Consider the following 13,123-nt stretch of genomic DNA (forward strand, 5'->3'; position numbering starts at 1 on the left):
CTCAGCCGTTGAGCAGGTTGACGTCGTCGACCGAGGCCGACCGGCGGGTGCGGAAGATCGTCACGATGATCGCCAGGCCCACCACGACCTCGGCGGCCGCCACGACCATGACGAAGAACGCCAGGACCTGCCCCGTGAGGTCGCCGTGCAGCCGGGCGAAGGTGACGAACGCCAGGTTGGTCGCGTTGAGCATGAGCTCGACGCCCATGAACACGACGATCGCGTTGCGGCGCAGCAGCACCGTGGTGGCGCCGACCGCGAAGAGCGCCGTGGCGAGCCAGAGGTAGTTGGTCACGGCCATCAGCCCCGCACCTCCCGGTCGTCACGGGCACCGGCGCCGCGCGCGGCGTCGCGGGCGGCGTCACCCACCCCGTCGTCGTGCCCGTCGCCGTCACCCCGGCCGTCGCCGGGCGGGCCGTCGCCGGGCGGGCCGCCGTCGCGCTCCAGCGCCCCGGCCGCGCCGCGGGCCGTGATCACCTGCTCCGTCGCGCGGACCGCCGCCACGGAGCGCTGCTGGCCGCGGATGCGCAGCACGCGCGGCACCGAGTGCTCGAGCGGCCGCCCGTCCGGGCCGAGCGCCGGGGTGTCCATCGCGGTGTTCTGCGCGTAGACGCCGGGGGCGGGCAGCGGGGTGAGCGGGCGGCCCTCGGCGAGCTGCGCCACGCGCTGCTCGGCGACGAACCGCTGGGTGCGGCGCGGGCCGAGCCGCCGCCGGTGGGTCAGCACGAGGCCGGCCAGGGCCGCGGTGACCAGCAGCACGCCCACGACCTCCATGGCCAGCACGTAGTCGCCGAACAGCACGCGGGCCAGGCCCTCGGGGTTGGTCGCCGCGCCGCCGAGGTCCGTCCCGCCGGCCGCCCCCGTGGCGCCGGTCCCCGCGGGCGGGAGCACCACCCGCCCCACCACGCCGCCGAGCACGGCCAGCAGGCCGAGCCCGAGCAGGACGCCGACCCAGCGCTGCCCCCGGATGGTCTCGGTGAGCGAGTCGGCGGCGTCGACGCCCACGAGCATGAGCACGAAGAGGAACAGCATCATCACGGCGCCGGTGTAGACGACCACCTGCACGACGCCGAGGAACGGCGCCTCGCTGGCCACGTAGAGCACCGCCAGCGCGATCATCACGAACACCACGCAGATCGCGGCGTGCACCGCACGGCGCGCCACGAGCAGCCCCAGGCTCGCCAGCACCATGAGCGGGGCGACGACGGCGAACAGGGTGGCCTCGCCGCCCGACGTGGTCATGCGCGCACCCCCTTCGGCCGGACGGCGTGCTCCGCCGTGGGCTCGTCGGACGCCTCGCCGGACGCCTTGTCGGACGCCTTGTCGGACGCCTCGCCGGACGCCTCGTCGGACGCCCTGCCCGCCGAGGACCGCGCGGACGCGGTGCTCGCCGCCTTCGCCGCGGCCGACTGCGTGGCCGACCCGCGCAGCCGGTGGCGGGTCGGGGCCGGCGGGGGCGCCTCGCCCTCCACGACGCGGGCCGCGGCCGGGAGCGTCGGGTCGTCGGGCCGGTGCTCGCGCACCCAGGCGAGCTGCGCGGCGGTGGGCGCCGTGACCTCGCCGCGGTAGTACTCGGTGTCCGTGGTGCCCTCGACCATGGGGTGCGGCGCGGCGAGCATGCCCTCGGCGAGCGGGGCCAGCAGGTCCTGCTTCTCGTAGATCATCTCGGCGCGCGTCGGGCCGGCCAGCTCGTAGTCGTTGGTCATGGTCAGCGCCCGCGTGGGGCAGGCCTCGATGCACAGCCCGCAGAAGATGCAGCGCAGGTAGTTGATCTGGTAGACGCGCCCGTACCGCTCGCCGGGGCTCATCTGCGCCCCCGCGCCGTCCGTCGCGGCGAGGTCGGCGTTGTCGGCGCCCTCGACGTAGATGGCGTCCGCGGGGCAGGCCCACGCGCACAGCTCGCAGCCGATGCACTTCTCCAGGCCGTCGGCGTACCGGTTGAGCTGGTGACGCCCGTGGTAGCGCTGCTTCGGCGGCACCTTCTCGAAGGGGTACTGCTCCGTGACCGTCGGGCGGAACATCGACCCGAGCGTCACGCCGAAGCCCGCCACCGGGGCGAGCGCCCGGCCGATCAGGCCCTTGCGAGGCCGCAGGGGCTGGTAGTCGCTCATCGGTACTCCTCCTGGACGGGCTCGTCGGGGCGCGGGCCGGCGTCGCCGGGGTCGACGACGTCCGGCGCGCCGCCGCGGCGCGCGGCGCGCGGGGACGGCGGCAGGTGCTGGCCGGGCAGCGGCGGCACGGGGTACCCGCCGGCGAACGGGTCGAGGACCCGGGAGCGGGCCACGAACGGGTCGGGCGTCGGCGGCGCGTGCTCGGTGCGCCCGACACCGAGGGCGGCGTCGGGCCGTCGTCGGGCCCGCCCGGGGCGCAGGACCGCCACCACGAGCGCGAGGAACGCCACGGCCACCGCGGTCAGGAGCAGCTCCCCGCCACCGGTGCCGGCACCGACGACGTCCGCCCCGCGCAGCCACTGCACCACCGACAGCACCACGACCCAGGCGAGCGCGACCGGGATGAGCACCTTCCAGCCGAACACCATGAACTGGTCGTAGCGCAGGCGCAGCAGCGTGCCGCGCACCCACACGAACACGAACATCAGCGCCCAGAGCTTGGCGAGGAACCACAGCACGGGCCACCAGCCGGTGTTGAGCACGCCGTCGCCCACCGCGCTGAGCGGCCACGGGGCCCGCCACCCGCCGAGGAACAGCGTGGTGCAGATCGCCGAGACGTTGAGCATGTTGATGTACTCGGCGAGGAAGAACCACGCGAACTTCATCGAGGAGTACTCGGTCATGTAGCCGGAGACCAGCTCGCCCTCGGCCTCCGGCAGGTCGAACGGCAGGCGGTTGGTCTCGCCGATCATCGAGACCACGTAGACGGCGAACGCCGGCAGCAGCGGCAGGAACCACCACAGCCGCGTCTGGGACTCCACGATGCTGGAGGTCGACATCGACCCCGCCATCACGAACACGCTCACCAGCGACAGGCCCATCGCCAGCTCGTAGCTGATCACCTGGGCCGTGGACCGCACCGCCCCCAGCAGCGGGTAGGTGGAGCCGGACGACCAGCCGCCGAGCACGATCCCGTAGACGCCCACCGAGGCGCAGGCCAGCACGTACAGGACCGCCACCGGGAAGTCGGTGAGCTGCGCCGGCGTCGTGAGGTCGATGAAGGGGACCGTCACCTCGGGCCCGAACGGGACCACCGCGAACACCAGCAGGGCGCAGAACACCGAGACCATCGGCGCGAGCAGGTAGACCACCCGGTCGGCCGCGGTGACGTTGACGTCCTCCTTGAGCAGCAGCTTCATCGCGTCCGCCAGCGACTGGAGCAGGCCGAACGGCCCGTGCACGTTGGGGCCCGGGCGCACCTGCATGCGCGCCACGACCTTGCGCTCGAACCAGATCGCCACGAGCACCGACAGCAGCAGGAACACGACGATCAGCACGGCCTTGACGACCGAGACCCAGATCGTGTCCTGGCTGAAGTCCGCCGCGACCCCGGGGATCATCGCCCGCCTCCTCGTCCCGCGCCCGCCGCGCCGGGCGGCGCGGCCGCCTCCGCCGGCGCGATCCGCACGACGTCGCCGGGCGCCGCGCCGAGCGCGTCGTGCACCCGGCAGCCGGCCGAGGCCAGCGGCAGCCAGACGACGTGGTCGACCATCGGCGTCACCTGCACCGGCAGGGTCAGGGCGCCGCGGTCGGTGGAGACCGTGACGAGGTCGCCGTCGAACACGTCGACCGCCGCGGCCGTCGTGGCGCTCATCCGGGCCACCGGCCGCTTGGCCGTGCCGGCGAGGAACTGCTCGCCGGCCTGCAGCGCGCCGTCGTCGAGCAGCAGGTGCCACGCGGCGAGCACGGCCGTGCCGGGGTCGACCGCCGCCGGGACCGGCGGGACGACGGCGGGCGCGGGCGTCCGCGCGCCGCCCCAGGCGGGCAGCGCGCCGGCGGCCCGGTGCGCGTCGAGCGCGGTGGCGGCGTCGAGGTCCGCCCCGAGGTGCTCGGCCAGGGCGTGCAGCACGCGGTGGTCCGGCAGCGCGGCGGACTCCAGCGCCTGGCCGAACGGGCGTACCCGCCCCTCCCAGTTCCAGTACGACCCGGCCCGCTCCGCCGGCGGCGCCACGGGCAGCACGACGTCGGCGAGCGCCGTGACCTCCGAGGCGCGGACCTCGAGGGAGACGACGAACCCCGCCGCCGTCAGGGCCGTCCTGGCGTGGTGCGGGTCGGGCAGGTCGGCGAGCTGCAGCCCGCCGACGAGCGCGCCGGCGAGCTGGCCCACCGACAGGTCGTCGAGGATGCCGGCCAGGTCCCGGCCCGGCGCGGCCGGCAGGGCGTCGGGCGCCACGCCCCACGCCGCGGCCACCTCGGCCCGGGCGGCCGGGTCGGTCAGCGGGCGCCCGCCGGGCAGCAGCCCCGGCAGCAGCCCCGCCTCGACGCCGCCGCGCTCCCCCGCCCGGCGCGGGACCCACGCGAGGCGCGCCCCGGTGGCGGCGGCGACGCGCAGCGCCGCGCTGTACGCGCCCGGCGCGCCGGCGAGGCGCTCGCCGACGAGCACGACGGCGCCCGGCTGCGCGAGCGCCTCGGCGACCGCGGCGACGGGGGCGGGGTCGACGCGGGCGGACAGGTGCTCGCCGGCGGTCTGCCGCGCGATCGCGCGGAGCCACTCCCCCTCGGTGCCCGGCGCGGCCGGCAGCAGCGTGCCGTCGAGGCGCCGCAGGCCCCGGGAGGCGAACGGCGCCAGGCCGAACACCCGCGTGCCGTGGGCCCGCACGCCCCGGCGCAGCCGCAGGAACGTGACCCCGGCCTCCTCCTCGGCCTCCAGCCCGGCGAGCAGCACGGCCGGCGCCCGCTCGACGTCACCGAACGTCACGCCCACGCCCGTGCCGGCCACGGCGTGCGCGAGGAACGCCGCCTCCTCCGCGCCGTGCACGCGCGCCCGCTGGTCGACGTCGTCGGTGCCGAGCACGGCCCGGGCGAACCGCGACCAGGCGAACGCGTCCTCGACGGTGAGGCGGCCGCCGGGCAGCACGCCGACGCCGCCGGCCGCCCGGGCCCGCGCCAGCCCCTCGGCGGCGAGCTCCAGCGCCTCCACCCAGGAGGCGGGCCGCAGGGCGCCGTCCTCGCGCACCAGCGGGGTGGTGATCCGGTCGGGCGCGGCCTGCCAGGTGAACGCGAACCGGTCCTTGTCGGTGATCCACTCCTCGTTGACCACAGGGTCCTCGCCCGCGAGGCGGCGCAGCACCACGCCGCGGCGGTGGTCGACGCGGATCGCCGACCCGCAGGAGTCGTGCTCGGCGATCGCGGGCGAGGACACCAGGTCGAACGGCCGGGCGCGGAACCGGTAGGCCGCTCCCGTGAGGGCGCCCACCGGGCAGATCTGGATGGTGTTGCCCGAGAAGTACGAGGAGAACGGCGCCCCCGTGGCGTCCGGCCGCGCGGTCCCGGCGGGGACGTCGAAGTCGAGGACCGCCTCGTCGAACCGGCCGACCTGCTGGTCGGCCCCGCGCTCCTGCAGCGCGATGAACGCGTCGCCGGCGACCTCCTCGCTGAACCGGGTGCACCGCTGGCACAGCACGCACCGCTCGCGGTCGAGCAGGATCTCCGTCGAGACCGCGATCGGCTTGGGGAACGTGCGCTTGACGTCGCGGAACCGGGACGTCGCCCGCCCGTGCGTCATGGCCTGGTTCTGCAGCGGGCACTCGCCGCCCTTGTCGCACACCGGGCAGTCGAGCGGGTGGTTCATGAGCAGCAGCTCCATGACGCCCCGCTGCGCCGTGGCGGCCACCTCGGAGGTGCGCTGGGTCTTCACCACCATGCCCGGCGTCGCCTCGAGCGTGCACGAGGCCTGCGGCTTGGGCATCGTGCGCAGGTTGCCCTCGCGGTCGGGCGTCGCCACCTCCACGAGGCACTGGCGGCAGGCGCCGGCCGGCGCGAGCAGCGGGTGGTCGCAGAACCGCGGGATCGCGATGCCCACCTGCTCGGCGGCGCGGATGACGAGGGTGCCCTTGGGCACCGTCACCTCGAGCTCGTCGAGCGTGAACGTCACGGTCTCCACGGGGGCGCCGGCGGCGCCCCCGTCGGCGGCCCTGCCGGCCTTGTCGGCGGTCGCGGTCATCGCACACCTCCCGCCAGGAGCGGCTGCCGGCGCGGCGGGTACGGGAACAGCGCCGCCGCGGCCGGGTCGAAGGGACAGCCGCCGCCGCTGACGTGCGCGTCGTACTCGTCGCGGAACAGCTGGATCGAGCTGGTCACCGGCGAGGTGGCGCCGTCGCCCAGCGCGCAGAACGCGCGCCCGAGGATGGTGCCGCACAGGTCGAGCAGCAGGTCGACGTCGCCGTCCTGCCCCTCGCCGGCCTCGATGCGGTGCAGCACCTGCTTCATCCAGTAGGTGCCCTCGCGGCACGGGGTGCACTTGCCGCACGACTCGTGCGCGTAGAAGTCGGTCCACCGGCTCACGGCGCGCACCACGCACGTGGTCTCGTCGAAGATCTGCAGCGCCCGCGTGCCGAGCATGGACTTCGCAGCCCCCACCGACTCGTAGTCGAGCGGCACGTCGAGGTGCTCGGCCGTGAACATCGGGGTCGAGGACCCGCCGGGCGTCCAGAACTTCAGCTCGTGCCCGGCGCGCACCCCGCCGGCCAGCTCGAGCAGCTCGCGCAGGGTGGTGCCGAGCGGCGCCTCGTACTGCCCGGGCCGGGTGACGTGCCCGGACAGCGAGAACAGCCCGTGGCCGGGCGACCGCTCGGTGCCCATCGCGCGGAACCAGTCGACCCCGCGGCTCAGGACGCCGGGCACCGAGGCGATCGTCTCGACGTTGTTGACCACGGTGGGCCGGGCGTACAGGCCGGCGACCGCGGGGAACGGCGGCTTGAGCCGCGGCTGGCCGCGCAGCCCCTCGAGGGAGTCCAGCAGCGCCGTCTCCTCGCCGCAGATGTACGCCCCCGCCCCGGCGTGCACCGTGACGTCCAGGTCGAACCCCGAGCCGAGCACGTCGGTGCCGAGGTAGCCGGCCTCGTACGCCTCGCGCACGGCGTTCAGCACCCGTCGGTAGACGTGCAGCACCTCCCCGCGGACGTAGACGAACGCGTGCCGGCAGCCGATCGCGTAGCTGGTGATGACGATGCCCTCGACCAGGTGGTGCGGGCTGGCCAGCAGCAGCGGGATGTCCTTGCAGGTGCCGGGCTCGGACTCGTCGGCGTTGACGACGAGGTAGCGCGGCCCGCCGTCGCCGGGCGGCAGGAAGCCCCACTTCATGCCGGTGGGGAACCCGGCGCCGCCGCGGCCGCGCAGGCCGGAGTCCTTGACGGCCTGCACGACGTCGCCGGGCGGCATGGCGAGCGCCGCCCGCAGGCCCTCGTAGCCGCCGCGGTCGCGGTAGGCGTCCAGCGTCCAGGACCGGTCGGCGTCCCAGGTGTCAGTGAGCACCGGCGTGAGCGTCATCGCGCGTCCTCCTCGCGGTCCTCGGCCTTCTCGCGGGCCGTGTCCTGCGGCCCGGTCGGCTCGCGCTGGGCGCTCGAGCCGGGCTCGCCGGCGCCCGGCTCGCCCTCCCCCTGCGCGGCGGCGTCCGCGGCGCCCTGCGGCTCCAGCGGCTCCTCCGGCTCCGTGGCCGGTGCCGGGGCGGTCCAGCCGTGCTCGCGGGCCAGCCGCAGCCCGGCGAGGGACGGCCCGCCCGCGCCGACGCCCTCGTCGGCGCGGCCGTCGGGGAACCCCGCCAGGACCCGGCTCATCTGCCGGAACGTGCACACGCTCGCGGCGCCGCGGGTCGGCGCGACCGGCTCGCCGGCGCGCAGCCGGTCCGCGAGCGCCACCGCGGAGGCGGGCGTCTGGTTGTCGAAGAACTCCCAGTTGACCATCACCACGGGCGCGTAGTCGCAGGCGGCGTTGCACTCGACCCGCTCGAGGGTGATCGCGCCGTCGGGCGTGGTCTCGTCGTGCCCGACCCGCAGGTGCGCGCTGAGCTCGTCGAAGATGGCGTCGCCGCCCATCACCGCGCACAGGGTGTTGGTGCAGACCCCCACGGTGTAGGTGCCGTTGGGGTGGCGCTTGTACTGCGTGTAGAAGGTGGCGACCGCGGACACCTCGGCGGCGGTCAGCCCGAGCAGCCGGGCGCAGAACAGGATCCCGTCGCGGCTGACGTACCCGTCCACCGACTGCACGAGGTGCAGCAGCGGCAGCAGCCCCGAGCGCGGCTCGGGGTAGCGGGCGAGGATCGCCGCGGCGTCGGCCTCCAGGGCCCGCAGCGTCTCGGCGTCGTAGCCGGGCGGCGGGGCGGTGCTCACCGTCTCGGCGGTCTGCGGGCCGCCGGCCCGTGGCTCCTCGCTCGTCGGTCGGGAGCTCGTCGGTCGGGAGCTCGTCGGTCGGGAGCTCGTCGGTCCAGGGCTCATCGGTCCACCCCTCCCAGCACCGGGTCCAGGGACGCGACGGCGACGACGACGTCGGCCACCTGGCCGCCCTCGCACATCACCGACACGGCCTGGAGGTTGTTGAACGACGGGTCGCGGAAGTGCGCCCGGTACGGCCGGGTGCCGCCGTCGGACACCACGTGCACGCCGAGCTCGCCGCGCGGGTGCTCGACCGTCTGCCACGCCTGGCCGACCGGCACCCGGAAGCCCTCCGTCACCAGCTTGAAGTGGTGGATGAGGGCCTCCATGGAGGTGCCCATGATCGTGCGGATGTGCTCCAGCGAGTTGCCCTGGCCGTCGGCCCCGACGGCCAGCTGCGCGGGCCAGGCGATCTTGCGGTCGGCCACCATCACGGGCTCGCCGGCCGTCCCCGCCAGCCGCTCCAGGCACTGCTCGACGATGCGCAGCGACTGGTAGCACTCCTCCACCCGCAGCACCACGCGGTCGTAGCTGTCGGCGTTCGTCGCGGTGGGCACGTCGAAGTCGTAGGTCTCGTAGCCGCAGTACGGGAACGCCTTGCGCACGTCGTAGGGCAGGCCGGCCGAGCGCAGCACCGGGCCGGTGATGCCGAGGGCCATGCACCCGGCGAGGTCGAGCGTCCCCACGTCGGTCAACCGGGCCCGGAAGATGGGGTTGGCCAGCAGCAGGTCGCCGAGCTGGCCGAGGTACTTGCGCACCTCCCGCAGCGCGTGGCGCACCTGCTCCTCGAGGTCCGCCGGGACGTCCTGGGCGACGCCGCCGGGCCGCACGTACGCGTGGTTCATGCGCAGCCCGGTGACGGCCTCGAACACGCGCAGGATCTCCTCGCGCGCGGTGAACGCCACGGTCATCACCGTGGTGGCGCCCATCTCGTTGCCGCCGGTGCCGAGGCACACCAGGTGGGAGGCGACCCGGTTGAGCTCCATCATCAGCACCCGGACGACGGAGGCCCGCTCCGGCACGTCGTCGGTGATGCCCAGCAGCTTCTCGGTGGCCAGGCAGAACGCAGTCTCCTGGAAGAACGGGGCCAGGTAGTCCATCCGGGTGCAGAACGTGGTGCCCTGCGTCCAGGTGCGGTACTCCATGTTCTTCTCGATGCCCGTGTGCAGGTAGCCGACGCCGCAGCGGGCCTCCGTGACGGTCTCGCCGTCGATCTCGAGCATCAGCCGCAGCACGCCGTGGGTCGACGGGTGCTGGGGGCCCATGTTGACGACGATCCGCTCCTCGCCCACCACCTCGCGGGCGATCTCGTCCCAGTCGCCGCCCGAGGCCTCGAACACCGGCATCCCGCCGCCCAGGTCGTCGACGGGCGGCGGCGTGGCGCGGTACCCCGCTGGTGCGCTCATGAGTACTGCCTCCTGGTGTCCGGCGGCGGCACCGTGGCGCCCTTGTACTCCACGGGGATGCCGCCGAGCGGGTAGTCCTTGCGCTGCGGGTGGCCGGGCCAGTCGTCCGGCATCTCGATGCGCGCCAGCCCCGGGTGGCCGTCGAAGACGATCCCGAAGAAGTCGAACGTCTCGCGCTCGTGCCAGTCGTTGGCGGGGTACACCGGCGTCGTCGACGGCACGTGCGGGTCGGCGTCCGGGCAGGCCACCTCGAGCCGCAGCCGGCGCGAGTGCGTCACGGAGGTGAGGTGGTAGACGGCGTGCAGCTCGCGGCCGGCGTCGTGCGGGTAGTGCACGCCCGAGACGCCGAGCGACAGCTCGAACCGCAGGTCCGGGTCGTCGCGCAGGATGCGGCACACCGTCACCAGGTGCGCCCGTGCCACCCACAGGGTCAGCTCGGCGCGCGCGCCGGGCGGGTCGACGACGACGCGCTCCACGGCGTCGTCGAACGCGACGCCGCGGTCCGCGAGCACCTCGGCGAGCACGTCCACCGCCTCGTCGAACCACCCGCCGTACGGGCGCTCGGCGGCGCCCGGCATCGCGACCGGCTGGACCAGCCCGCCGTAGCCGGAGGTGTCGCCGCTGCCGCGCGCGCCGAACAGCCCGCGGCGCACGTCGACCAGCTCGGGCTGCGGCAGGGAGCCCGTGCCGGCCCCCGGGCCGCTCCCACCGACCAGCTCGCCCTGGCGCGGCCCCTGCACCTCGTCGGGCTGCGGCACCGGCCGGTCGCCGCTCACCGCAGCAGGCCCTTCAGCTCGAAGGTCGGCGTCGCCTCCAGGGCGGCCGCCTCGGCCGCGCGGGCCGCCTCGCGCCGGTTCACGCCGAGCGGGGCCTCCTGGATCCGCTGGTGGAGGGCGAGGATCGCGTTGATGAGCATCTCCGGGCGCGGCGGGCAGCCCGGCAGGTAGATGTCCACCGGCACGACGTGGTCGACGCCCTGCACGATCGCGTAGTTGTTGAACATGCCGCCGCTGGAGGCGCACACGCCCATCGACAGCACCCACTTGGGCTCGGTCATCTGGTCGTAGACCTGCCGCACGACCGGGGCCATCTTCTGGCTCACCCGCCCGGCCACGATCATGAGGTCGGCCTGCCGCGGCGAGGCGCGGAACACCTCCATGCCGAACCGCGACAGGTCGAACCGCGACGCCCCGGCCGCCATCATCTCGATGGCGCAGCACGCCAGCCCGAACGTCACCGGCCACAGCGACGCCTTGCGCAGGTAGCCCGCCACGTCCTCGACCGTCGTCAGCAGGAAGCCCGAGGGCGCCGCCTCTTCCAGCCCCATGTCCCCTCCTCCGGGAACCGTCCCCGTGCCCGGGGACCCCTGACGCCGGCCGTGCCGGCGCCCTTGCCGAACCGCTCCCCGATCGCGGGGCTACACCCAGTCGAAACCGCCGCGTCGCCACTCGTAGAGGAACGGCACGGTGATGAGGGCCAGGAAGACGAGCATCGCCACCAGCCCGAACCCCGCGAGCCAGGCGAAGCTGATCGCCCACGGGTAGAGGAACACCACCTCGATGTCGAAGACGATGAACGTCATCGCCACGAGGTAGTACTTGATGGGCAGCCGGCCGCCGCCCACGGCGTGCGGCGTCGGCTGGATGCCGCACTCGTACGCCTCGAGCTTGGCCCGGTTGTAGCGCCTGGGCCCGACCACCGCGGACGTCGCCACGCCGCCGAGCGCGAGCACGGCGGCCACGGCCATCAGCACCAGCACCGGGACGAAGGGGTCGCTCATCGTCCCTCCCGCAGCCGCTTCATCTCTCGATCACTCCCTCGTGCTCGATCCCCGCGGTCCGCCCGGTGGCGCCGGCTACGCCGCCGGCACCACCCGGGTCAGCGCCGCGATCACCCTGTCGGACCAGTCCCCGCCGCGCGGCTCGTAGCTGTCGCTGAGCAGCTTGACGGCCAGCTTCATCACGACCGGCGTCGGCAGCCCGTAGCGGATGCCGAGCCGGATGACGGCCGGGTGCTCGATGACCCGGACGAACGCCCGGCCCAGCGTGTAGTAGCCCCCCAGCTCCGCGCGCATGCGGTCGGCGTAGGTGCCGAGCGTGCGCTCCCGCCCGGCGTCGGTGGTGCGCGCCCGGGCCTGCGCGATCGCGTCGGCCGCGACGCGCCCCGCCTGCAGCGCGTAGGCGATGCCCTCTCCGTTGAACGGGCTGACCATGCCGGCGGCGTCCCCCACGAGCAGCGCGCCGTCGCGGTACAGCGGGGACCGGTTGAAGCCCATCGGCAGGGCCGCGCCGCGCACGGGGCCCACCTGGTTCTCCGGCGTGAAGCCCCACTCCTCGGGGGCGTTGGCGATCCACCGCGCGAGCATCGACCGGTAGTCGTGCCCGGCCGCGGACTGCCGCGCGGGGGTGGAGCTCACGGAGCCGAGACCCACGTTGGCCGTGCCGTCGCCGAGGGCGAAGATCCAGCCGTAGCCGGGCATGAGGGCCGACCGGCCCGGCTCGCCGTCCCACAGCTCGAGGTGCGACTCCATCCACGCGTCCTCGTGCCGCACCGTGGTGCCCGACGGCGTCGCGGTGCGGAAGTAGGTCCGCACCGCCGTGCCGATGGGGCGGTCGTCGCGCCGCGCGATGCCGAGGGCGGTCGCGAACCGCGAGGAGACGCCGTCGGCCGCGACGACGACGGGGGCGCGGTAGGTCACCTCGCGCCGGTCGGCGTCCTGCGCCCGCACGCCCACCACGCGCCCGGTGCGCTCGTCGAGCAGCGGGCCGGTGACCCGCGTGCGCTCGAGGAGCTTGGCGCCGCTGGCCTGCGCGTGCTGGGCGAGCCGGTGGTCGAGCGTCATGCGCGAGCGCGCCAGCCCGTAGCCGGGGTAGGCGGTGACGTCCGGCCACGGCACCTCCCAGGAGCGCCCGCCGGCGACGACGCGCAGCCCGTGGTTCCGGATCCACCCGTCCTCGGGGTCCAGGTGGAGGCCCAGCCGGGCCAGCTCGGCCACGGCGCGCGGCGTGAGGCCGTCGCCGCACACCTTGTCGCGGGGGAACGCGGCCTTCTCCAGCAGGAGCACGTCGAGCCCCGCGGAGGCGCACCAGTGCGCCGCGGAGGACCCGGCGGGCCCGGCGCCCACCACGATCACGTCCGCGTCGTCGCGGCGGTCTGCTCGCACGTGCTCACCTCGCTCTCACCCTCCCGGCCGCGGCGCCGTCGCCACACCCGGATCGAGTGGTCCTTGTGAACCCGATCACAACTCCGCTGTCACCTTAGCCACAACGGCGCCCGGATGTGTAGCAAGGCGCGCCTTCCTCGCCGGGAGCGGCGCCCGCCGTGGGCGCCCGGGCACCGATCCTCGCCGATCAGGACCGCGCGGCGGGCGCTCCCCCGGCGTGTCGGCGGTGTGCCG

Annotated in this window: 12 protein-coding genes; all 12 read right to left on the reverse strand. The window is 75.0% G+C overall.

Annotated elements, in window-relative coordinates; genetic code table 11:
• Position 1: 1 nt before the first annotated feature.
• Positions 2-301, reverse strand: coding sequence for an NADH-quinone oxidoreductase subunit NuoK (gene nuoK / locus U5M74_RS12710; RefSeq protein ID WP_410909312.1), 300 nt, complete (start codon positions 299-301; stop codon positions 2-4).
• The gene (locus tag U5M74_RS12715) at positions 301-1,242 is read right to left on the reverse strand and encodes an NADH-quinone oxidoreductase subunit J (RefSeq protein WP_410909313.1); all 942 of its coding nucleotides are present in this window, start codon (positions 1,240-1,242) and stop codon (positions 301-303) included. Before U5M74_RS12715 ends, nuoK begins: the two co-directional genes overlap by 1 nt.
• The gene (nuoI, locus tag U5M74_RS12720; protein ID WP_410909314.1) at positions 1,239-2,111 is read right to left on the reverse strand and encodes an NADH-quinone oxidoreductase subunit NuoI; all 873 of its coding nucleotides are present in this window, start codon (positions 2,109-2,111) and stop codon (positions 1,239-1,241) included. The genes U5M74_RS12715 and nuoI overlap by 4 nt, the downstream gene beginning before the upstream one ends.
• Complete coding sequence (nuoH, locus tag U5M74_RS12725) at positions 2,108-3,511, reverse strand: NADH-quinone oxidoreductase subunit NuoH (RefSeq protein ID WP_410909315.1); 1,404 nt, start codon at positions 3,509-3,511, stop codon at positions 2,108-2,110. Before nuoH ends, nuoI begins: the two co-directional genes overlap by 4 nt.
• Positions 3,508-6,114 carry an NADH-quinone oxidoreductase subunit G gene (locus U5M74_RS12730; protein ID WP_410909316.1) on the reverse strand — a complete coding sequence of 869 codons (2,607 nt, stop codon included), beginning with the start codon at positions 6,112-6,114 and terminating at the stop codon, positions 3,508-3,510. Before U5M74_RS12730 ends, nuoH begins: the two co-directional genes overlap by 4 nt.
• Positions 6,111-7,439, reverse strand: a complete 1,329-nt coding sequence (gene nuoF, locus U5M74_RS12735; RefSeq protein ID WP_410909317.1) for an NADH-quinone oxidoreductase subunit NuoF — start codon at positions 7,437-7,439, stop codon at positions 6,111-6,113. Before nuoF ends, U5M74_RS12730 begins: the two co-directional genes overlap by 4 nt.
• Positions 7,436-8,278 (reverse strand): NADH-quinone oxidoreductase subunit NuoE, encoded by an 843-nt coding sequence (nuoE, locus tag U5M74_RS12740; protein ID WP_410909318.1) that lies wholly within the window; start codon positions 8,276-8,278, stop codon positions 7,436-7,438. The genes nuoF and nuoE overlap by 4 nt, the downstream gene beginning before the upstream one ends.
• Positions 8,279-8,379: 101 nt before the next feature.
• Positions 8,380-9,726, reverse strand: a complete 1,347-nt coding sequence (locus U5M74_RS12745) for an NADH-quinone oxidoreductase subunit D (RefSeq protein WP_410909319.1) — start codon at positions 9,724-9,726, stop codon at positions 8,380-8,382.
• Entirely contained in the window at positions 9,723-10,442 is a 720-nt protein-coding gene (locus tag U5M74_RS12750) for an NADH-quinone oxidoreductase subunit C (RefSeq protein WP_410909349.1), read from the reverse strand. Before U5M74_RS12750 ends, U5M74_RS12745 begins: the two co-directional genes overlap by 4 nt.
• Before the next feature lie 56 nt (positions 10,443-10,498).
• Positions 10,499-11,053: a NuoB/complex I 20 kDa subunit family protein gene (locus U5M74_RS12755; protein ID WP_410909320.1), complete on the reverse strand. Its 555-nt coding sequence runs from the start codon at positions 11,051-11,053 to the stop codon at positions 10,499-10,501.
• Positions 11,054-11,143: 90 nt separating this feature from the next.
• Positions 11,144-11,506, reverse strand: coding sequence for an NADH-quinone oxidoreductase subunit A (locus U5M74_RS12760; RefSeq protein WP_410909321.1), 363 nt, complete (start codon positions 11,504-11,506; stop codon positions 11,144-11,146).
• Between the two features lie 75 nt (positions 11,507-11,581).
• Positions 11,582-12,889, reverse strand: coding sequence for a geranylgeranyl reductase family protein (locus U5M74_RS12765; RefSeq protein WP_410909322.1), 1,308 nt, complete (start codon positions 12,887-12,889; stop codon positions 11,582-11,584).
• Between the last annotated feature and the right edge of the window lie 234 nt (positions 12,890-13,123).

Source organism: Puerhibacterium sp. TATVAM-FAB25 (assembly GCF_046535855.1).
GTDB classification, from domain to species: Bacteria; Actinomycetota; Actinomycetes; order Actinomycetales; family Cellulomonadaceae; genus Puerhibacterium; species Puerhibacterium variabilis_A.

Coding starts and splice junctions, on each gene's coding strand:
- nuoF (WP_410909317.1), bottom strand. CDS start 7,439: ATGACGCTCACGCCGGTGCTCACTGACACCTGGGACGCCGACCGGTCC.
- nuoI (WP_410909314.1), bottom strand. CDS start 2,111: ATGAGCGACTACCAGCCCCTGCGGCCTCGCAAGGGCCTGATCGGCCGG.
- U5M74_RS12715 (WP_410909313.1), bottom strand. CDS start 1,242: ATGACCACGTCGGGCGGCGAGGCCACCCTGTTCGCCGTCGTCGCCCCG.
- U5M74_RS12760 (WP_410909321.1), bottom strand. CDS start 11,506: ATGAGCGACCCCTTCGTCCCGGTGCTGGTGCTGATGGCCGTGGCCGCC.
- U5M74_RS12755 (WP_410909320.1), bottom strand. CDS start 11,053: ATGGGGCTGGAAGAGGCGGCGCCCTCGGGCTTCCTGCTGACGACGGTC.
- nuoK (WP_410909312.1), bottom strand. CDS start 301: ATGGCCGTGACCAACTACCTCTGGCTCGCCACGGCGCTCTTCGCGGTC.
- U5M74_RS12745 (WP_410909319.1), bottom strand. CDS start 9,726: ATGAGCGCACCAGCGGGGTACCGCGCCACGCCGCCGCCCGTCGACGAC.
- U5M74_RS12730 (WP_410909316.1), bottom strand. CDS start 6,114: ATGACCGCGACCGCCGACAAGGCCGGCAGGGCCGCCGACGGGGGCGCC.
- nuoH (WP_410909315.1), bottom strand. CDS start 3,511: ATGATCCCCGGGGTCGCGGCGGACTTCAGCCAGGACACGATCTGGGTC.